Here is a 21,088-nt window from a genome sequence, read left to right on the forward strand (position 1 = left end):
ACGCGCCGCTCGACCTCGCGCCGTCTTTCGCAGTAAGCAGCAACGCCATGCCCTGGACCCCGTCGGGGCCGGGGCTCTGTCACTTCTGTCGCGCGATCCGCGCACTACACGGAGCATGAGGGCTATGCGTACTTTTCCCCACCTGAAGCAAGCTGCGCTGGCGGCCACCATTGCCGCATCGCTGGCGTTCAGCGCCGGCGCGGCCGCCAAGACCTTCCACTGGGCGTATCAGGGCGACGCCACGTCCATGGACCCGATGGCCTTGAACGAAACGTTCACGTTGGGCTTCCAGGGCAATATTTACGAGACACTGGCCGGCTATGACGGCGACCTGAAATTGACGCCCCTGCTGGCCGAAAGCTGGGAAAACCCGGAGCCCAACAAGTGGGTGTTCAAGCTGCGCAAAGGGGTCAAGTTCCACGATGGCTCGCCCTTCACCGCCGATGACGTCATCTTCTCCTGGAAGCGCAGCCTGACCCCCGGCTCCGACATGAAGGGCTACGGCGCCAAGGCTTCCGACATCAAGAAGATCGACGACTTCACCATTGAAGTCACGACGCCCACGCCCAACCCCATCCTGCCGCGCGAATGGGTGTTTCTGTACATCATGAGCAAGACGTGGGCCGAGAAGAACAAGACCACCGAAGCCACCAACGTCAAGGGCGACAACCAGGGCAATTACGCCAACCTGAACGCCAACGGCACCGGCCCCTTCATGCTGGTGTCGCGCCAGCCGGACGTGAAGACGGTGCTCAAGCGCTACGACGGCTACTGGAACAAGAACATCAAGACCAACGTCGACGAAGTCATCTTCCAGCCCATCACTCAGGAAGCCACGCGCGTGGCCGCCTTGATCTCCGGCGAAATGGACCTGGTGCAACCGGTGCCGGTACAAGACTGGAAGCGCCTGGAAGACGCCAAGGGCGTCAAGCCGCTGACCGCGCCTGAAGCCCGCACGATCTTCATCGGCATGGACCAAAGCCGCGACGAACTGCTGTTCTCGGATGTAAAGGGCAAGAACCCGTTCAAGGATGCAAAGGTGCGCGAAGCCGTCGTGCTGGCCGTGGACACCAAGGCCATCAACGAGAAGATCATGCGCGGCGCGGCCAAGCCGCTGGGCTCGCTGGTGGCCACCGCCATCAACGGCTACTCGGATTCCTACGGCGCGCCGTTCAAGCCCGACACCGAACGTGCCAAGAAGCTCCTGGCCGAAGCGGGCTATCCAAAGGGCTTCACGGTCACCATGGACTGCCCGAACGACCGCTACGTCAACGACGAAAAGATCTGCCAGGCGGTCGCCGGCATGCTGGCGCGCGTGGGCATCAAGATCAACCTGCTGGCGCAGACCAAGTCCAAGTACTTCGGCAAGATCCTGCTGCAAGCGGGCAACCAGACCAGCATGTACATGCTGGGTTGGACGCCCAGCTCCACCGACGCGCACAACGTGCTGCTGAACCTTGCCGCCTGCCGCGACGCGAAGACCGCCGCCGGCCAGTTCAACCTGGGCGGCTATTGCAACAAGAAGGTCGACGACCTGACCAACAAGATCGGCGTTGAAACCGATCAAACCAAGCGCAACGCCATGATCAAGGAAGCCTTCGAGATCGTGCGCACCGACTTCGGCTACCTGCCGCTGCACCAGCAGCCGATGTCCTGGGGCGTGAAGGACAACATCAAGGTCATCCAGCGCGCCGACGACGTGCTTGATCTGCGCGACGTGGTGTTGCCGTAACCCCTCTTGTCGTAATCCTTTGACGACCTGAGCCCCGGATGGCGCAAGCCATCCGGGCGCGCCCGGCCCAGCCCCGCTTTTCGGCTTTTCATGGCAAGCGCGGCCCGGCGTTATCTGCAAACGAGGGCAACTGATAATGCTTTCTTTTATTGCGCAACGACTTATCCAGTCGGTGCTGGTGATGTTGACGGTGGCGCTGATCGCGTTCTCCATGTTCCGCTACGTAGGCGACCCCATCGCCAGCATGGTCGGCCAGGACACCACGCCTGAACAACGCGCGGAATTGCGCGTGCGGCTCGGCCTGGACGACCCCTTCGTGGTGCAATTCGCGCGCTTCGTCGGCAACGCGGTGCAGGGCGACTTCGGTATCTCGTACCGGCAGCGCCGGCCCGTCAGCGAGCTGCTTGAAGAACGCATGCCCGCCACCCTGGAACTGTCGTTCGTATCCGCCGTGATGGCCCTGGCGCTGGGCATTCCCATGGGCATCTACACGGCGCTGCGGCGTCACGGCGTGGTGTCCAAGGCCTTCATGGCGCTGTCCCTGGCCGGCATTTCGCTGCCCACCTTCCTGATCGGCATCCTGCTTATCCTGGTGTTTGGCGTGCAGCTTCGATGGCTGCCCAGCTTCGGGCGCGGCGATGTCGTCAGCCTGGGATGGTGGACCACGGGGTTCCTGACCAAATCCGGATGGCTGGCGCTCATCATGCCCGCCATCACGCTGGCGCTGTTCCAGATGACCTTGATCATGCGGCTGGTGCGCGCCGAGATGCTGGAAGTGCTGCGCGCCGACTTCATCAAGTTCGCGCGCGCCCGCGGCCTGCCGGAAAGGCTGATCAATTTTCGCCACGCGCTGAAGAACACGATGGTGCCCGTCATCACCATCACGGGCCTGCAACTGGGTTCCATCATCGCGTTCGCCATCATCACCGAAACCGTGTTCCAGTGGCCCGGCATGGGCCTCTTGTTCATCCAGGCGATCAGCATGGTCGACATCCCCGTCATGGCGGCCTACCTGGTGCTGATCGCCTTCATGTTCGTGGTCATCAACCTGGTCGTCGACCTGCTGTACTTCGCCGTGGACCCGCGTCTGCGCGTGCAGAGCAAGTAAAGGAATCAACATGATTGCTCGCATCGCTCCCATGTTTGCCCGCGCGGCCGACAGCGACATCTGGCACAGCTTCAAGCGGTCGCCCGGCGCCATCATCGCCGCCGTCGTGACGCTGGCCATTCTGCTGGGCGCCCTGTTCGCGCCCATCATCGCGCCGCACAATCCCTTCGACCTGGCTTCCTTGAGCATCATGGACGCCAACACGCCGCCCGCCTGGGAAGAGGGCGGCAGCCCCGACTTCCTGCTGGGCACAGACGACCAGGGCCGCGACATACTTTCCGCCGTGCTGTATGGCTCGCGCGTGTCCTTGCTGGTGGGCTTCGCGTCGGTGTTGTTCTCGATGGTGCTGGGCGTCACGCTGGGCCTCATCAGCGGCTACGCCGGCGGCCGCATCGACAGCTTCATCATGCGTATCGCGGACGTGCAACTGTCGTTTCCCGCCATCCTGGTGGCGCTGCTGATCGACGGCGTGGCGCGCGGCCTGTTGCCACGCGACATGCACGATCAGCTGGCGCTGTATGTGCTGATCTTCGCCATCGGCATTTCCGGCTGGGTGCAGTACGCGCGCACGGTGCGCGGCTCTACGCTGGTCGAGCGCAACAAGGAATACGTGCAGGCGGCCAGGCTGATCGGCATCGGGCCCATCACCATCCTGCGCCGCCACATCCTGCCCAACGTCATGGGGCCGGTGCTGGTCATCGCCACCATCCACCTGGCGATCGCCATCATCACCGAGGCCACGCTGTCGTTCCTGGGCGTGGGCGTGCCGCCGACCGCGCCGTCGCTGGGCACGCTGATCCGCATCGGCAACAGCTACCTGTTCTCGGGCATGTGGTGGATTTCGATTTTCCCCGGCGTGGCCCTGGTGGCGCTGGTGCTATCGGTCAACCTGCTGGGCGACTGGCTGCGCGACGCGCTCAACCCCAAGCTGCGCTGAGGACGTCATGGCCCTGTTGAACATAGAAGACATCCGCATCGAATTCCCCAGCCGCCGCGGCACGCTGGTGGCGGTGGACGGCGTATCGCTGGCCCTGGAAAAGGGCGAGATCCTGGGCGTGGTGGGCGAGTCGGGCGCCGGCAAGTCCACCATCGGCAACGCGGTGATCGGCTTGCTGGAAGCGCCCGGGCGCCTGGCGGGCGGTTCGGTTCTGCTGAACGGTGAACGCATCGACACGCTGACGCCCGCGCAAAAGCGCAAGGTGCGCGGACGCCGCATCGGCATGATCTTCCAGGATCCGCTGACCTCGCTGGACCCGCTGCAAACGGTGGAAAGCCAGTTGGTGGAAACCATGCAGGTCCACCTGAACCTGACACACGCCGAGGCCAAGACGCGCGCGGTGCAATTGCTGGTGCAAGTGGGCATCGACCAGCCGGAACTGCGCGTGAAGCAATACCCCCACCAGTTCTCGGGCGGCATGCGGCAGCGCGTGGTGATTGCGTTGGCGCTGTGCTGCGAGCCCGAAGTCATCATTGCCGACGAACCCACCACCGCGCTGGACGTCTCCATTCAGGCGCAGATCCTGGAACTGCTGAAGAAGCTGTGCCGCGAAGAGCAGGTGGGCATGATCATCATCACGCACGACATGGGCGTGATTGCGGACGTGACCGACCGCGTGGCGGTGCTGTATCGCGGCAAGCTTGTTGAACAAGGCCCCACCGCCAAGATTCTGGGCGACCCTGACCACCCCTACACGCGCAGCCTGATCTCGGCCGTGCCGCGTCCGGACATCAAGCTCAAGCGCTTTCCGCTGGTCACCTACATCGAAGACGTCAAGACGCCGTCACAGCCGCTGGACCTGGCCACGCACTGGCTGGGCCAGCGGCGCGACTTCGGCGCGCAGACGGATGGCCCGCTGGTGCAGGTGCGTGATCTGTCCATGCGCTTCGTGTTGAAGAGCGCGCTGTTCAAACGCAACCAGCGCACGCTGGACGCGGTCAAGCGCGTCAACTTTTCCATTGGCGAAGGCGAAGTGTTTGGGCTGGTGGGTGAATCCGGCTCAGGCAAGTCCACGGTGGCGCGGCTGATATCCGGCCTGTACACCCCGTCGGAAGGCTCGGTCACGTTCGGCGGCACGGACCTGACCGCGCTGAAGGGCGAAAAGCAACTGAACCCGTTCCGGCGGCAGATCCAGATGATTTTCCAGGATCCGTTCTCGTCGCTGAACCCGCGCATGCGCGTGCTGGACATCATCGCCGAACCGATCCGCTTTCATAAGCTGGCGGCATCCGAGGCCGAGGCGCGCCGTATCGTCGCCAACCTGCTTGATGTGGTGGGCCTGGGCGACCGCGCGGCCGAACGCTTTCCACATGAATTTTCCGGCGGCCAACGCCAACGCATCTGCATCGCCCGCGCGCTGGCCACCCGCCCGCGCTTCTTGATCTGCGACGAACCCACGTCGGCGCTGGACGTATCGATTCAGGCGCAGATCCTGAACCTGCTGAAAGACCTGCAAGAAGAGCTTGGGCTGACCATGCTGTTCATCAGCCACGACCTGCCGGTGATACGCCAGATGTGCGACCGCGTCGGCGTGATGCGCTACGGCGAACTGCTTGAGGTAGCCGAAACCGAGAGCCTGTTTGAGCGTCCGCAACATCCGTACAGCCAGCACCTGCTTGGCTTGATGCCGCGCCTGCAATCCATGTCTCGTGAAGGCTTGGATGTGGCGGAAGGCTGACACCAACGATGCGCATCATGAACAGGCGCGGCTATGGTGGAAGGCCAAGCCTCAAGTCCTCAAGGCCCAAGATCGCGCATGCCGCCAAGTCGGCCCAGGAAGGTGTCCAATGGCATAACGGCGCCGTTGGCTTCCACCATGCCGTCAGCCAGGTTCACACGGGCCAGTATGGCGTCGCCGTCAATGCTGGCCAGTCCCATTTCACGCAGCGCATCCGCAATAGTGTCGACCTGCTTTGCGGCCATCGTCTTGCGGATGCGCAGCGGAACCTCTACGCCAGGCGGACGCTGCCGCAGAGCGATCACGTCGCGCAGCATGGGCTTGGATAGCGCCATGCTGAAATCCAGCGTCTTCAGCATGCCAAGCAGGGGAATCTGAAGCTGCGGCTGCGTAGGGTCGGCCGGGGCCAGGCCAAGATCCAGCTTCAGGGCGGACGTGTTCGACGCCGAGCGCACTGTCAGCGATGAGGACAGGTTGGGCTTGCGGGCAAGAAACTGCTGAAGATACAGCGCCATCGACGCCATCAATTGCTGCGCGCCCGCCCCGTACTCCGTTTCACCGGCACGGTCGGCCAAGGTCAGAGAGCTATCGATCAGGGACTTGAAGGCGTGCTGATCCCAGTTCTTGACGGCTGCGGCCCATTGCAGGCCGACGGTTTCATTCCCCGTTTCCCGCCCCTTCAACGCGCCGATATCAACATTTGCGTCGATGGCCCAAAGACGGCCGGTTCGCGCGGCGTCCACGGCAAGAGCCGTGTCCTTCGCCACCCATAGGGGTTGGCCATGCTCGGTGAAGGTAGCCGTTGTGAACGACAGCTTTTGTTGCGTGGCAAACGCGCCGGCTGGCATGCGGGTCAGTTCCTGGCGCCAACTCGGCGCGATCAGCTCAAAGCTTGAAGACGGATGCCGATGCCCCGACACCAGCAGCTTGTCCGCGCGCCACTGCGCAACCCCGCGTTGCCGAGCGGCGGAGTAGGCAACGTTGCCCGTCAGGTTCCAGGCCTGGATGATGGCCGTGCCTTGTTGCAGCGCCATCACCGTTGCGTCGAAGCGGGCCGAATACTGCTTGCGGTAATCAATCTCGTATTCGCCCGACACCGGCACTTTGCCATTGGCGGCGGCAAACCAATCTTTGACGAAGGCGGAATCTTCCAAGCGAATGCGGCCCGCCACCATCGCTGGCGCATACCTTCCCGCCTTCAGGCGTTGAAGCGGAAACGGGCCATGGTCCAGCGTTTCGACAAACTTGAGCTCTTGCGCCTGGCCCGTCCCCGCCGCGGCGGGCGCCAACGTCAACCGGTACCGCCGCGTGGCCGAGAAAACGCCCCGCTCGGATGCCATCAGTTCGATGACGGGCGCGGCTTGGCCGCCCCATGCGCCCAATGCCTGCAACGCGCCGTTGATCTGTCCCAGCGTCTGGTCCAGATCGCTTTCCGCCCGTTTGCCTGTGTACCAGGCCGCCCCGGCGACCGTCGCGCCAAGCGCCAATCCCAGCACGCCTGCAATCCCTATTTTCTTCATGGTTCCATACCCGATGACCTGAGGTCACAGTATGGACAGCAACCGGTATCAGCATGCCCGCCGGACATGTGCGAACGTGACGCCACATGTCCGGCTCATACCGATTCCGAGATTTTTCTTGTTTTGCTTGCCTGGGCATTCACAAAAAAAAACTGCCACGCCTTTACGGCGCAGCAGTCTTCATGCGACGGCGCCGATGTCTATCGACGCCGTGGGGTCACAACACGCTTATCGCGCGCCACCCATCGCGCCGCTCATGACCATCATCAGGAACTGTTCAACAGGCATCTTCTTGCCGTTGAAGTCGACCTGGCCGTCGGCGTAGTTCAGGTAGGTGACGATGTTGTTGTCCTCGACCTTGGCCATGCCCATCGCGGTGGCCATGGTGGCGACCATTTCGGCTTGGCCCTTGGCGGTTTGCGCGGCTTGTTCGGCCGGCACGCCACGCATCTGCGGTTCAACAGCCATCAGGTCGCCCAGGTTGCCCTTGGACAGCACCAGCTTGGCGTCCAGCTTGCGCACGGCTTGCGTCAGGGTATCGGCGATTTCACCGTCCATGGACGCGGGCTTGGCGAAGTCCAGATTCAGGTTGAACGTGGACGTGCCGTTGGCGGTACGCACTTCCAGCGGCGACACGGCCAGCGTGGGGTTGCCCGCCAGGATCTGTTCAACATTGGCCTTGATGACCTGCTGCTCTTCCGGCGTGAACTCAGGCAGTTGCTCTTCGCCGTTGCTTTGCATCATGCGGCGCGAGGCGGCTTCGTAGACGTCGTTCAGCGCCTTGAACGCCTTGGAGTCCAGCTTCTGCACGTCAATGCCCAGCTTCATGCCGGCCACGTCCTTGGCCTGCACGTTGATCATGCCAAAGTCCAGAGCCATCTTCGCGCCCATGGCCGAACCGCTTTCGGTCATGTCGACGGCAATCGACGTGTCCTTGAACTGGACGGGCGGTTTTTCCTTGGACGTGATCGTCCAGTCCTTCAGCGTCAGCTTCTGGTTGCCCACGTACATGTCGTTGGACGCCGGCGTCATGTCGCTGGTCAGCGCAATGCCTTGCAGGGTCATGTTGACCACGTCGCTGTTTTCGCTCTGGCCGGCCAGCACCAGCTTGTCGGTCTTCAGGTCGAAGATGCCGTGCTTGGTGTCGATCGTGTAGTCGAAGTTACCCGTCATGCCCGAAAACGAGAGGCTGGTGGTGTCCTTGGCGACTTCGGCGGGGGCCATGTTGAACTTGCCGGTGATGTCCTTGCCGTAGCTGACGCTGTAGTGGCCGGACAACGGCGCCGCGCCCTTGGTGGCGGCAAACCATTCCTTGACGGTGGGGGTCTCTTCCAGCACGAAGTCGCTGGCCACCATGGCCGGCGCGAAAGAACCCGACTTCAGGTTCGACATCGGCAGGGGGCCATGCGACAAATGCTCGACGAACACCATGTCGCGCTCTTCGGCGGGCTTGCCCTCGGCGGCCGGCAGGGTGAACTTGACGCGATAGCGCGCGGTGGACGAAAACACGCCGCGCTCGAAAGACATCAATTCCACGCTGGAAGCAATGCCCCACTGGTCGCTGAACTTCTTCAGTTCAACGTTGGCGTCGCCGATGGACTGGTTGACAAACGCCTCGGCCTTTTGGCCCGTGTACCAGGCCGTGCCGGTCCACACCGCGCCCAGAACAACCACGACGCCCACTAATGCCGATTTCTTCATAGCGACCCTTTATTTCTTTGAATGGATAGATGCGCAGCGATTATAGGGAGTGCGCCCTAGGGAAAACACGTATTTCGTTCTGATACGCTGCAATTTGTTACTTCGCAATACAGCACCGGTAAAGCAATCCGCTGCTGCACCGCCACATCAGCTACAATCGCCGAGTGTGCTTTGCCAATCTGCACACGTCCGCTATGGCCCTTCGCTGCCAAGCTTCGCCCATCAGGGCGCTTCCCTTTTCTCCTTATTCGTCCGCCTGGATTGGAGTCTCTCAACTTGAGCGACGGGCTGCCGCTGGAGTTGTTTTGACTACCTCTTCCCCTTTCGCCGACCTCGGGCTGGCTGATTCCCTGTTGCGCGCCATTGCCGATACCGGCTACACCGCACCCACGCCTATTCAAGCCCAGGCGATTCCCCAAGTTTTGAAAGGTGGCGATTTGCTCGCCGCCGCGCAAACCGGCACCGGCAAGACCGCCGGTTTCACGCTGCCCATCCTGCATTTGCTGATGCAGCAAAAGCCGGAAGCGCGCAAGCCCGGCCGCCCCCGTTGCCTGATTCTGACCCCGACGCGCGAACTGACCGCGCAGGTGGCCGAATCGGTACAAACCTACGGCAAATACACCTCGCTGACGTCCATGGTGATGTTTGGCGGCGTCAATATCAACCCCCAGATCTCCGCGCTGCGCAAGCCGCTGGACATCCTGGTGGCAACGCCGGGCCGTCTGCTCGACCATTGCGGCCAGAAGACGGTGGACCTGTCCGGCGTCGAAATCCTGGTGCTGGACGAAGCCGACCGCATGCTGGACATGGGCTTCATCCGCGACATCCGCAAGATCCTCGCCCTGCTGCCCAAGCAACGCCAGAACCTGCTGTTCTCGGCCACGTTCTCGGATGAAATCCGCACGCTGGCGCGTGGCGTGCTGAACAACCCGGGCGAAGTCTCGGTCACCCCGCGCAACACCGCCACCGAACTGGTCACCCAGACGGTGCACATGGTGGAACAGCATCATAAGCGCGACCTGATCAGCCACATCATCCGTGAAAGCGGCTGGCACCAGGTGCTGGTGTTCACGCGCACCAAGCACGGCGCCAACCGCCTGGCTGAAAAGCTGGTCAAGGACGGCCTGACCGCCGCCGCCATCCACGGCAACAAGAGCCAATCGGCCCGCACCCGCGCGCTGGCCGGCTTCAAGGACAGCACCGTGACGGTGCTGGTGGCGACCGACATCGCCGCCCGTGGCCTGGACATCGACCAGCTTCCCCAGGTGGTGAACTTCGAACTGCCGAACGTGCCGGAAGACTATGTGCACCGTATCGGCCGTACCGGCCGCGCCGGCGCCACGGGCGCTGCCGTCTCGCTGGTCGACAACAGCGAAATCAAGCTGCTGAAAGACATCGAGCGCCTGATCAAGAAGACGATCGAGCGCAAGCCGGTCGAAGGCTGGACCCCGTCGCCCACCAGCGCCGCCGCCTTCGAACGCCAGGAACGCGATGAAGACGCGCGCAGCCCGCGCGGCGGCAACCGCAACGGCGGTCGTGGCGGCAATGGCGGTAACGCCGGCCGTGGCGGCAATGCCGGTGCCGGCCGTTCGCGTCCGGCCCAGGGCCAGGCCCGCGCCGCCACCGGCGGCCGCGCCCCCGCACCGGCTCGCGCCGGCGGCGAGGGTCGTGGCAATGGTGGCCAACGCGACGGCAAGCCCGCTGACCGTCCGGCTCACGCCGGCCGCGGCGAAAGCCGTCCGCAGCAGGCTCCGCGCCGTCCCGAAGGCGCCCCGCGTCCGGCGGGCAATAGCGGTTCGGGTCGTCCGCGCGCGGCCTTGCTGGGCAAGTAAAGCCAAGCGAGTAATATCCCGGCACCTCTTTCCTGCGATCCAAGGACCCGCGCCATCATGCCCTTATCCACCTGGTTGACGTTCTTCCTGGCCTCCTGGGCCATTTCGTTCTCACCCGGGGCGGGCGCGATTTCCGCGATGTCCTCTGGATTGAAATACGGCTTTGCACGCGGCTACTGGAACACGGCCGGCCTCATCCTCGGCATCCTGTTCCAGTTCGTCGTCGTGGCCGTAGGCTTGGGCGCAGTGCTGGCCACGTCTGAAATGGCCTTCAATGTGGTCAAGTATCTGGGCGTGGCGTATTTGATCTACCTGGGCGTGCGTCAGATTCGCACCGACGCCGCGCCCGTCGCGGTGGATGCGGGCGACCCCAAGCAGGCATCGATCCGTGAGCTCGTCATGCGCGGTTTCCTGATCAACACCATGAACCCGAAGGGCACGGTGTTCCTCTTGGCCGTGGTGCCGCAGTTCGTGGACCCCACGTTGGCGCTGACGCCGCAATACATGGCGCTGGCCGGTACGCTGGCCTTCACCGACCTGGTCGCCATGGGTGTCTACACGTTGTTGGCGGCGCGCGTGCTGCGCCTGCTGCGCGATGCCAAACACATCCGCTGGATGAACCGCACCTTCGGGTCGCTGTTCATTCTGGCTGGTGTATTCCTGGCGTCGTTCCGCCGCCATTCCTGAATTTTCGGGCCTTGCGGTGCTTGCTGGCGACAGCGCGTGCCCCAAGGCTTTTTCATGCACGATGCCGTACCGCGCCGGCTCCAAAAGCGGCGTTAAGTACAATCTCCCCGACCATGAATATCCCTCAAGAAGTTGCGCGGCGCCGAACGTTCGCGATCATTTCCCACCCCGACGCGGGCAAGACCACGCTAACCGAAAAGCTGTTGCTGTTCGCAGGCGCGATCCAGATCGCCGGTAGCGTGAAGGCGCGCAAAGCCTCGCGCCATGCCTCGTCCGACTGGATGGAAATCGAAAAGCAACGCGGCATTTCCGTGGCCTCGTCGGTCATGCAGATGGAATACCGCGACTGCGTCATCAACCTGCTCGACACCCCGGGCCACCAGGACTTCTCTGAAGATACCTACCGGGTGCTGACGGCGGTGGATGCCGCGCTGATGGTGATCGACGCCGCCAACGGCGTGGAACCGCAGACGATCCGCCTGCTGCAGGTTTGCCGCGCGCGCAACACGCCCATCATCACGTTCATCAACAAGATGGACCGCGAAGTGCGCGAGCCGCTGGAACTGCTGTCGGAAATCGAAGGCCACCTGGGCATGGACGCCGTGCCGTTCTCGTGGCCGGTCGGCATGGGCAAGGCATTTGGCGGCGTGTTCGACATCCGCCGCGACCGCATGCGCGTGTTCCGCCCCGGGCAGGAACGCCGCTCGGACAATGACGACGTCATCGAAGGGCTGACCAACCCCGAAATCGCCCGCCGCTACGGCTCGGCGTTCGACCAGGCCAGCGGCGAGATCGAACTCATCAACGAAGCCGCGCCCCCGTTCGATCGCGACCAGTTCCTGGCCGGCAAGCAGACCCCGGTGTTCTTCGGGTCCGCCATCAACAACTTCGGCGTCCAGGAAGTGCTGGACGCGCTGGTCGACCACGCGCCGCCCCCCGGCCCTCGCATGGCGCTGCAACGCGAAGTGCTGCCCGAAGAACCCAAGTTCACCGGCGTGGTGTTCAAGGTGCAAGCCAACATGGACCCGGCCCACCGCGACCGCGTTGCATTCGTGCGCGTCAGCTCCGGCCGCTTTGAACGCGGCATGCGCTTGAAGGTGGCCCGCACCAACAAGGAAATGCGCCCCAACAACGTGGTGTCGTTCCTGTCGCAACGGCGCGAGTTGCTGGACGAGGCCTATGCCGGCGACGTGATCGGCATTCCGAACCACGGCGTGCTGCAACTGGGCGACGTGCTGACCGAAGGCGAAACGCTGCAGTTCACCGGCCTGCCGTTCTTCGCGCCTGAGCTGTTCCAGGCGGTCGAAGTGAAGGATCCGCTGCGCACCAAGCAACTGCGCACCGGCCTGACCCAACTGGGTGAAGAGGGCGCCATTCAGGTGTTCCGCCCCGAGGCCGCTGGCGGCTCGTTGCTGCTGGGCGCCATCGGCCAATTGCAGTTTGAAGTGGTCGCTCACCGCCTGAAAACCGAGTACGGCGCGGACGCCCGGATGCTGCCTTCGCGCTACACAATGGCACGTTGGATTACGTCTGAAAACCCGAAGGCGCTGCGCAAGTTCATGGATGCCAATGCCGCCCATATCGCCTATGATGTTGTCGATGCGGCGGCGTTTTTGATCAGTTCCCATGCGCAGTTGCGCGTAGCCGAGGATCTGTATCCCGAGGTTAAATTCCATGCCATGCGCGAGCATGGAGGCAAAGTTTTCGGGGACAAGGCGTAGGCCCGTTCGGGCTCCGCACGGCAGATGAGGGTAGCAATGTCTTGGCGCTTATTATTCGCAACGCTCCTGATCGCGCTTGGCGCGTCGGCCTGGGGCGGTATTCAATTGGGTGACTGGCTGGTAGCACACGCGCCGCCCGCGGCACCGGCTCCTGGACAGGACGCGGCGGCTTCGCAGCAGCCTGTTCTGGACGCCAACGGACGCCCTTACGTGGCGCAACCCCCGCAGCCCCGCATCGACGGCACGCTGGGCGTGCCGGACAAGCCCGCTGACCGGGAATGGCAGGTCAATACGGTGTCGCTGTTCGACACCGTCAGCGATCCCGCCGTGAAGCTCTCGCGCGAACGCATCACGCCTGAGCAGGCCCGCGAAATCGCGGCGGCCTCGGAAGTGCCGCTGCCGTCCGGCTCGTCGGACGTCACCACGATGGATCTGCAGGTGCCTGGCACCTCCACCGCCATCAACGGCGGCCAAATGCAGGCCGGTGGCTACGGCACGTCGCAAATGGTCCAGGCGCCGCCCCCTCCGCCCAACACGTCGCCCGCGCCCGGAGTTCCCGGCTGGCAGGACGCGCTCAAGCGCGAGTTGGCGCAGTGCGCCACGCAAGGCTTCTTCGAGCGTCCTTCGTGCTCCTGGAACGCGCGCAACAAGTACTGTGCGCCGAACCGCGCCTGGGGCACGATGGCCGAATGCCCGGCCCGTCCGCAGTAACTCCGTATTTTTTACGCAGCACATGAAAATGGCGCCCCGAGGGGCGCCATTTCATTGCCTGGCTGTCGGACCGATTACTCGGGCACGGACATCTGGCTTTGCAGGTAGTTCTGGATACCGACCTTGTCGATCAGTTCAATCTGGGTTTCCAGATAATCGATGTGCTCTTCGGTGTCGTCCAGGATGTCCTGGAACAGATCGCGCGAGACGTAGTCACGCACCGATTCGCAATAGGCAATGGCTTCCACGACGGTGGTGTGCGCCGCTTGCTCCAGCTTCAGGTCACAAGCCAGCAGCTCGGGCACGTCTTCACCAATCAGCAGCTTGTGCAGGTCTTGCAGGTTGGGCAGGCCATCCAGCATGAAGATGCGCGCGATCAGGCGATCCGCGTGCTTCATCTCACCAATGGATTCTTCGTACTCGTGCTTGCCCAGCTTGTCGAAGCCCCAGTGGTTCAGCATGCGGGCATGCAGGAAATATTGGTTGATGGCCGTCAGTTCGTTGGTCAGTTGCTTGTTCAAGAACTGGATGACGGTTTTGTCGCCTTTCATAATGGACTCCTTGCAGTCAGGCGCGACGCGCGAGTGCATCGCGACAAAGGAGCGCACGATGCCGCGCGTACGCAACCCCGGCAGACTACCACCTGGCGCGGGGCCGCGCCTAGCCTTGCTCTGCATTTGGTAAACCGCTTTAGAACCGCTACAAGAAAGCGACAAGCCAATGAGAATGAGTATGCGTACTTGATGCCTTGCTCATGCAAGGCAAGCGCTATGCGGCCTTGCGCGCACCCATCCACGGCAAACGCTCGGCATATTGCGCGCGAGGGGTCTGGAAATCAGAGGAAGACGGGGTGTTTTCGGTGAGAAACGCGCTGATGCCGTCGGGTTGCGGTTTTGCAACCCGGAGCGGGCAAAAGGGGACCGACGGAAAAACGGCGAGAGAAGCGGCAGGAAAACGAGCCGGCACGGCAGCGAGAGCAGCAGTAGAAAAACCGGCAGGAAAAACAGCGCGGCCCGCTGGGAAACCTCAGCGAGCCGGAATGGAACGGCAATGCTCAGCCCGCGGCGACCAGCGGAATGGGGAAGCTGCTGTTGTTGGCAGCCGCGCCCGACTCGACCAGAGTGGCAGGAGCATTAACCGGAACGGCGATGGAGCGAACGTCGCACACGCTGGAGCAGCGGCCGCCCGGCAGGTATTCGGCGGCGGTTGCCGCGCAGCAGCCGCAGCACGTGGCTACGCCCAGCTCGAATTGCAGGTCGGACAGCGTCGTCGCGCCACCGTCCACGCTGGCGCGGACTTGGCGTTCGGTGATGGCATTACATACGCAAATGTACATGCGAATGATTATCGAAAATTATTCGACGAATGACAAGCCCCGTCCACAAAAAAAGTTGTAGCGGAATTGTCACGCAAGCCCTTGAAACAAAGGACGAATCCGCGCGGAATCGTCCCCTATTTCAACGTGCGCCGGCCTGCGCCTTGCGCAGCGTGGCGGGGGCAATCCGCAGTGCTTCGCGGTACTTTGCCACCGTCCGACGGGCGATGACTATCCCCTGATCGGCCAGTTTCTGCATGATCTGGCTATCGGACAAGGGCTTGGCGCGGTTCTCTTCAGCCACCATTTGGCGGATGAATGTCTGCACCGCAGTGGCGGAAGTTGCATCACCGCCGTCCGTGGACACGCCCGTGCCGAAGAAGCGCTTGAGCTCCAAGGTACCGAACGGAGTGAGCATGTACTTCTGTGTTGTGGCCCGTGAAATGGTCGATTCGTGCAATCCAAGTTCGCCGGCGATATCCTTCAGGATCAGCGGACGCATGGCGGATGGCCCCTGGCTGAAGAACGCGGTCTGGCGCTCCACGATCGCCTGGGCGACTCGCAGGATCGTGTCAAAGCGCTGCTCCACGTTGCGGATCATCCATCTGGCTTGCTGCAATTGGGTCTGCAGGCCCGCGTGCGCGGATTCCTTCTGATTGCCCAACATCTGCGCATACAGGCCGTTGATCTGCAAACGGGGCACCGCAGCGCTATTGAGGGTGACTTGCCAGCCGCGCCGGGTCTTGCGCACGATGACGTCCGGCACGGCGTAATCGGCTGCCGGCACCGTCCAGGCCCGCCCGGGGCGGGGTTCTAGCCGCAGAATCAGGGAATGGGCGGCGCGAAAGGTGGCTTCGTCACAGCCCACGGCGGCGCACAGACGCGCGGCGTTGCCCGTGGCCAGCACGGGCAGATGCTGCGCGCAAATCGCGCGAGCGCACGCCAGGACCGCCGGGTCAGCCGCTTCCGGCAGGCTGGCCAGGTCAGGGTGGCGCAACTGCAACACCAGGCAGTCGGCCATGTCGCGCGCGCCGATGCCAGGGGGGTCGAACGACTGCAACAAGGACAGCGCGGCGCGCAATTCGTCCAGGTCCGGCTCCATGTCGGCGGGCAGCCAGGTCAGGATTTCCTCAAGCGGCGACCCCAGATACCCGTTTTCGTCCAGCTCGTCGATCAGCAGCGCGGCCAACGCCGCGTCACGCGGGGCGGCCCGCGTCAACATCAGTTGGCCCAGCAGGTGCTCACGCAGGGTGTCGGGGCGCGCCGCCTCGGGCAGGCCGGAGTCATCATCCGAATACACCCCGCCCGAGCCGGGCATTTCGTCCACGGGCGTCTCGCGCTCTACGGCGGGCTCATCGTCCTGCACGGAGGATTCGCGCTCGGATTCGGCTTGCGCCTCGGCGGCGGGGGTGTCGTCTTCCCGCTCCAACAGGGGATTGTCCGCGAGCACTTGCGAGATCTCGGCCTCAAGGTCGAGCGTGGACAACTGCAACAATCGTATCGATTGCTGCAGCTGAGGGGTCAGCGTCAAATGCTGGCCAGGTCGCAGTTCTAAAATTGGACGGGTCATAGGTACAATATTTTGCATGATGAATCTGACTTCGCCCGCAAGCGTTCGCCAGGACAGCCGACTTATCGGCCAGACCCTGCTCAAACTGGCGCTACCCCGAATCGTTGTGCGCGCGATAGTCATCGCCGTCGCCATCGTCCTTTGGTATCTGATCGCCTCGTGGATACTGGATTTCGGCAAGCGCATGAACTACGACTTCCTGCATACCCTGGGCCAACCCACCCAGGACATGGCGCAGAAGGTCAACCCTTACATCTGGTGGGTCGTCGCCGGTATCTGGACCCTGATCGTCTTCTTCTCCGTGCGGGCCTGGTTTTCGGCCAGCCTCGCATCGGGCGCCGCGACACCGGTAGGCACCGACGTTCTGGCGGACCTGGCCCCCAATCTGACTGAAGAATCGCTGGGCGTGCTGCGCTGGACCTGGGGCGACCGCCAGGAACCCTTCACTGTAGGCGACTTGCGCCGCGCATTGTCTGAAATTCGCCACAATCGCATCGGCAAGATCGCCATGGTGGCGGAACAGGCGCAAATTCTGGACGGATCGGCCAGCCTGCCAGCACGGGATCCGCGTGACGACGGCCGTCGCGAACCGCGCGGTGAGGCCCGCACCGAACGCTACGTCGAACCGCGTATCGGCCCGGCGCGCTGAGCCCCAACCTGGCAGTTTCTGTTTGCGCTTGTCGAAAAAGTATGTTTGACTAGCACCCTATGGCCGCTTACCGCACCCTCCCCGCGATTGCCACCGGACGCTTCGCCGCTCCGGTCGCCGGCCTGCGCGCTCGCTCTTCCTTCGCCGCCGCGCTATCGCTATACCTACCGATCGGTTGCCGGGCCTAGTGTCCCCGTGGTAGCTCGGCAGCCACGTTTGCCACACGCGATTTCCCCCATTTATTTGTGAATCCTGCCGGTTAATCACGGCACCCCCTGGCGCAAGACCGTCATCCGGTCACAGGCGCCGACGAGACTCAGTGCTCACGGGATTCAAAAGATACCGATCGAGGTGTAGTAATGATGCTTGCCAACCCCGCCACCAAATACGTCCCCTTCGCGCCCTTTGCCCGCGACTTCTCCGAGCGCACCTGGCCCAGCCGCCGCATCACCAAGGCGCCGATCTGGATGAGCACCGACTTGCGCGACGGCAACCAGGCATTGATCGAACCGATGAGCGTCGAGCGCAAGCTCCGCTTCTTCGAACAACTGGTGAAGATCGGCTTCAAGGAAATTGAGGTGGGTTTCCCGTCCGCTTCGCAGACCGACTTCGATTTCGTGCGCAAGCTCATCGACGAAAAGCGCATCCCCGATGACGTCACCATCATCGTATTGACGCAGTCGCGTGAAGACCTGATCAGCCGCACCGTGGAAGCCGCCGCCGGCGCCAAGCAAGCCATCGTTCACATGTACAACGCCTGCGCGCCGGCCTTCCGCAAGGTCGTGTTCAACATGTCCAAGGACGAGATCAAGGGCATCGCCACCACCGGCACGCGCCTGATCAAGCAATACACCTCGCAGCGCCCCGAAACCAAATGGAGCTACGAGTATTCGCCCGAAGTGTTCAGCACCACCGAACCCGAATTCGCGTTGGAAGTCTCGAATGCCGTGGCCGATGTCTGGCAGCCCACGCCTGACCACAAGATGGTGTTGAACCTGCCCGCCACCATCGAGGCTACCAGCCCCAACCTGTACGCCGACCAGATCGAATGGATGCACAAGAACCTGGCGCGCCGCGACAGCATCGTGCTTAGCGTGCACCCGCACAACGACCGCGGCACCGCAGTTGCCGCCGCTGAATTTGCCGTGATGGCCGGCGCCGACCGTATCGAAGGCTGCCTGTTTGGCAGCGGCGAACGCACCGGTAACGTCGACCTCGTCACGCTTGCCTTGAACCTGTACACGCAAGGCGTGCATCCGGGCCTGGACTTCTCCGACATCGACGAAGTGCGCCGCTGCGCCGAATACTGCAACCAATTGCCCGTACACCCGCGCCACCCGTACGCGGGTGACCTGGTCTTCACGGCGTTCTCGGGTTCGCACCAGGACGCCATCAAGAAGGGCTTTGCGCTGCAACAGGCCGACGCCGTCTGGGAAGTGCCGTACTTGCCGATCGACCCCGCCGACCTTGGCCGCAGCTACGACGCCGTGATCCGCGTGAACAGCCAGTCCGGCAAGGGTGGCGTGTCGTACCTGCTCGAGCAGGAACACGGCCTGGTCTTGCCGCGCCGCCTGCAAATTGAATTCAGCCGCGCCATCCAGCGCGTCACGGATGAGACCGGCAGCGAAGTCACCGCCGACGATGTGCACACCATCTTCAACCGCGAATACCTTGAGCAAAAGACGCCGTGGAAGCTGATCCGCCACCGCATCGACGGCAATCCGTCGGCCGGCGAAGGCCAGCACTTCAGCATCGAAGCCGAACTTGAATACAACGGCGAACGCCGCATCGTGACGGGCAAGGGTGATGGCGCCATCTCGGCCTTCGTCGCCGCGCTGGACGTGCCCGTGCGCATCATGGACTACCACGAGCATGCCATCGGCACCGGCACTGACACGCGCGCCGCTTCCTACGTGGAATTGCGCGTCGGCGAATCCAGCACGGGCTTTGGCGTGGGCATCGACCGCGACATCGTGACCGCCTCGTTCCAGGCCGTGCTGAGCGCCGTCAACCGCCACATCAACGCGGGCGCCGTGGCGTCCGCCGAGCAGGAAGCCGCCGAAGCCGAATCCGCGTGATCCGCGTGATCCGCTTGCTACGTCTGCGCAACCTGAACTGAACGCCCACAGCCAGCCCGAAACATGGGCTGGCCACCACCCAAAGACACACCTCTCTTTGGCGCACCCGGCAAAACAAAAGCCCGCCTTATCGGCGGGCTTTCTGCTTTCTGCACGACGCTATCCGAATAGCGTTCAGCCGCGCGGCCACATATCGGAGGCGCCGATATCGGTTTCATTGGCCTCAAGCAGCCGCTCATGGACCCAGGCGCCGATTGCCAGCGTGCGGTAGTCATCGTAGCGTTGCCCGATCAACTGCAACCCCACGGGCAGGCCTTGCGGGCCGGTGGCGAAGGGCAGGTTCAAGCAGGGCAGGCCGAACAGGGTCCAGGGCCGCGAGAATTGCGGGTCGCCCGTGCCCAGGTCGGCAAACGGCGCTTCGCCGGCAGCGCTGGGCGCCAGTACCACGTCGTAGTCCTCGAACCAACTATTCACGCGGGCGCGCGACTCTTCCGCCCGGGCCAGATTCCTGATGTGTTGTTCCGCCGTAATCTGCGACCCCGCCTCAAGCACCGCCTGAATTTTCGGGCTGAGCTGGCCGGCGTGCTGCAGGCGTTCGTAGGCCAGCGACTGCGAGGCCTCGAACGCCATGATGTCCGCGTGCAACTGCACCAGCATGCAATCCTGCGCGGGCAGCGGCACCTCTTGCACTACGGCGCCAGCGCGCGACAGCGTGGCCGCGGCCTGCGCAAAGGCTTCCTTGGTTTCCGCCTGCGCATGCCGCCATTGCAGCGTGCGGCACATGCCGACGCGCGGCTTGGCGTCGTAGGACAGGTTCAGCATGCGCGCATCGCGCATCATGACCGAGGCGAACAGCGCAACGTCCGGCACCGAGCGCGCGAACCCGCCGACGGTGTCCAGCGATTCGGCCAGGCTTTTCACCCCCGCGCGCGGAATCGCCCCGAACGTGGGCTTGAAGCCCACGATGCCACAGTAAGAAGCCGGACGGATGATCGAGCCCGCCGTTTGCGACCCCAGCGCGAAGGGCACCATGTCGTCAGCGACGGCTGCCGCCGAACCGCTGGACGAGCCGCCCGGCGTATAGGCCTCGTTGCGCGGGTTGCGCGTGGGGCCAGCCTGGTAGGTGGCGAATTCCGTGGTGACGGTCTTGCCCACGACAACGGCGCCCGCGCCACGGCAAAGCGCCACTGACGCGGCATCCAGGCCGGGGCGGTGGCGTTCGTAAATGGGCGAGCCATAGCGGGTGGGCAGGTCGACGGTGTCAAACAGGTCTTTCACGCCGATGGGCAGGCCGTGCAGCGGGCCGCGCAGGGCGCCTTCATCCAGGGCCTGGGCGTGGTCCAGCGCCGCCTGCTTTTGCAGCGCCGTCCAGGCATGAATGGTGTTCTCGCGCTGCTCGATACGGGCAAAGCACGCCCGCACCAGCTGCACCGCGGTTAACTCGCGCCGTTGCAGCTTGCGCGCGGCTTCAAGCGCGCCAAGTCTGTTCAAGGCAATAGACATTTTCTTTTTCCTCTATCCCGGCGCCACGCATTGCGTGGCGGCTGAAGCGCACCCGGTCCCCTTGACCGAGGGTCTGTCCTTGCTTGCCGCGCGGCATTATCGCCACGCGGATTCAGCGGACCGATCCCAGCCATTGTGCGCGCCGCGTCAATTGGGAAAAACACCAAAAACACCGGGTTTTCCCAGTCAATCCGTCTGCGCCACGCTCTGACTTTATGTTGTTGCGTTCGCACCAGCATAGCGCAAACCCGTGCAACACAAAGGTCATATTTGTCTTGTAAGATGA

Annotated in this window: 16 protein-coding genes; 10 read left to right on the plus strand and 6 right to left on the minus strand. The window is 63.3% G+C overall.

Translation table 11 applies throughout. The features are described from left to right. Window positions 1-124 precede the first annotated feature (124 nt). From CVS48_RS05330 to CVS48_RS05345, 4 genes are all read left to right on the plus strand, one after another. Window positions 125-1,732 carry an ABC transporter substrate-binding protein gene (locus tag CVS48_RS05330; protein WP_100853567.1) on the plus strand — a complete coding sequence of 536 codons (1,608 nt, stop codon included), beginning with the start codon at window positions 125-127 and terminating at the stop codon, window positions 1,730-1,732. 136 nt (window positions 1,733-1,868) lie between these two features. Beyond that, on the plus strand, window positions 1,869-2,840 hold the full coding sequence (locus tag CVS48_RS05335) for an ABC transporter permease (RefSeq protein ID WP_100853568.1): 972 nt from the start codon (window positions 1,869-1,871) through the stop codon (window positions 2,838-2,840). 10 nt (window positions 2,841-2,850) lie between these two features. Then, window positions 2,851-3,777: an ABC transporter permease gene (locus tag CVS48_RS05340; protein WP_100853569.1), complete on the plus strand. Its 927-nt coding sequence runs from the start codon at window positions 2,851-2,853 to the stop codon at window positions 3,775-3,777. 7 nt (window positions 3,778-3,784) lie between these two features. Further along, on the plus strand, window positions 3,785-5,515 hold the full coding sequence (locus CVS48_RS05345) for a dipeptide ABC transporter ATP-binding protein (RefSeq protein WP_100853570.1): 1,731 nt from the start codon (window positions 3,785-3,787) through the stop codon (window positions 5,513-5,515). Between the two features lie 59 nt (window positions 5,516-5,574). Here the strand turns inward: CVS48_RS05345 and CVS48_RS05350 are convergent, their stop codons facing one another. Further along, entirely contained in the window at window positions 5,575-7,035 is a 1,461-nt protein-coding gene (locus CVS48_RS05350; RefSeq protein ID WP_100853571.1) for a YdgA family protein, read from the minus strand. A 228-nt stretch (window positions 7,036-7,263) separates the two neighbouring features. After that, window positions 7,264-8,736: a YdgA family protein gene (locus CVS48_RS05355; protein WP_100853572.1), complete on the minus strand. Its 1,473-nt coding sequence runs from the start codon at window positions 8,734-8,736 to the stop codon at window positions 7,264-7,266. A gap of 305 nt (window positions 8,737-9,041) precedes the next feature. On the opposite strand from CVS48_RS05355, the gene CVS48_RS05360 reads away from it, so the two are divergent. The 4 genes from CVS48_RS05360 to CVS48_RS05375 all read left to right on the plus strand — a co-directional run bounded on the left by CVS48_RS05360 (window position 9,042) and on the right by CVS48_RS05375 (window position 13,687). Then, window positions 9,042-10,568 (plus strand): DEAD/DEAH box helicase, encoded by a 1,527-nt coding sequence (locus CVS48_RS05360; RefSeq protein WP_100853573.1) that lies wholly within the window; start codon window positions 9,042-9,044, stop codon window positions 10,566-10,568. 57 nt (window positions 10,569-10,625) lie between these two features. After that, window positions 10,626-11,255 (plus strand): LysE family translocator, encoded by a 630-nt coding sequence (locus CVS48_RS05365; RefSeq protein WP_050448879.1) that lies wholly within the window; start codon window positions 10,626-10,628, stop codon window positions 11,253-11,255. 113 nt (window positions 11,256-11,368) lie between these two features. Then, a complete protein-coding gene (locus tag CVS48_RS05370) occupies window positions 11,369-12,976 on the plus strand; it encodes a peptide chain release factor 3 (RefSeq protein WP_100853574.1) in 1,608 nt (535 codons plus the stop codon). 24 nt (window positions 12,977-13,000) lie between these two features. Continuing rightward, window positions 13,001-13,687 carry a hypothetical protein gene (locus CVS48_RS05375; RefSeq protein WP_100853575.1) on the plus strand — a complete coding sequence of 229 codons (687 nt, stop codon included), beginning with the start codon at window positions 13,001-13,003 and terminating at the stop codon, window positions 13,685-13,687. 74 nt (window positions 13,688-13,761) lie between these two features. Here CVS48_RS05375 and bfr read toward each other — a convergent pair whose 3' ends face one another. The 3 genes from bfr to rpoN form a co-directional block, all read right to left on the minus strand. Next, window positions 13,762-14,238 carry a bacterioferritin gene (gene bfr, locus CVS48_RS05380; RefSeq protein ID WP_050448876.1) on the minus strand — a complete coding sequence of 159 codons (477 nt, stop codon included), beginning with the start codon at window positions 14,236-14,238 and terminating at the stop codon, window positions 13,762-13,764. Between the two features lie 503 nt (window positions 14,239-14,741). After that, a complete protein-coding gene (locus CVS48_RS05385) occupies window positions 14,742-15,023 on the minus strand; it encodes a (2Fe-2S)-binding protein (protein ID WP_050448875.1) in 282 nt (93 codons plus the stop codon). Window positions 15,024-15,144: 121 nt separating this feature from the next. After that, complete coding sequence (rpoN, locus tag CVS48_RS05390; RefSeq protein ID WP_473186643.1) at window positions 15,145-16,572, minus strand: RNA polymerase factor sigma-54; 1,428 nt, start codon at window positions 16,570-16,572, stop codon at window positions 15,145-15,147. Window positions 16,573-16,588: 16 nt separating this feature from the next. Here rpoN and CVS48_RS05395 point away from each other — a divergent pair, with 16 nt between their 5' ends. Together CVS48_RS05395 and leuA are read left to right on the plus strand one after the other, a co-directional pair. Next, window positions 16,589-17,221, plus strand: a complete 633-nt coding sequence (locus CVS48_RS05395) for a hypothetical protein (RefSeq protein WP_100853577.1) — start codon at window positions 16,589-16,591, stop codon at window positions 17,219-17,221. 359 nt (window positions 17,222-17,580) lie between these two features. Beyond that, window positions 17,581-19,299 (plus strand): 2-isopropylmalate synthase, encoded by a 1,719-nt coding sequence (gene leuA, locus CVS48_RS05400; RefSeq protein WP_100853578.1) that lies wholly within the window; start codon window positions 17,581-17,583, stop codon window positions 19,297-19,299. A gap of 174 nt (window positions 19,300-19,473) precedes the next feature. Here leuA and CVS48_RS05405 read toward each other — a convergent pair whose 3' ends face one another. Continuing rightward, window positions 19,474-20,802 carry an amidase gene (locus tag CVS48_RS05405; protein WP_100853579.1) on the minus strand — a complete coding sequence of 443 codons (1,329 nt, stop codon included), beginning with the start codon at window positions 20,800-20,802 and terminating at the stop codon, window positions 19,474-19,476. Window positions 20,803-21,088 lie beyond the last annotated feature (286 nt).

Origin of the sequence: Achromobacter spanius (assembly GCF_002812705.1) — a bacterium.
Lineage (GTDB): Bacteria > Pseudomonadota > Gammaproteobacteria > Burkholderiales > Burkholderiaceae_B > Achromobacter > Achromobacter spanius.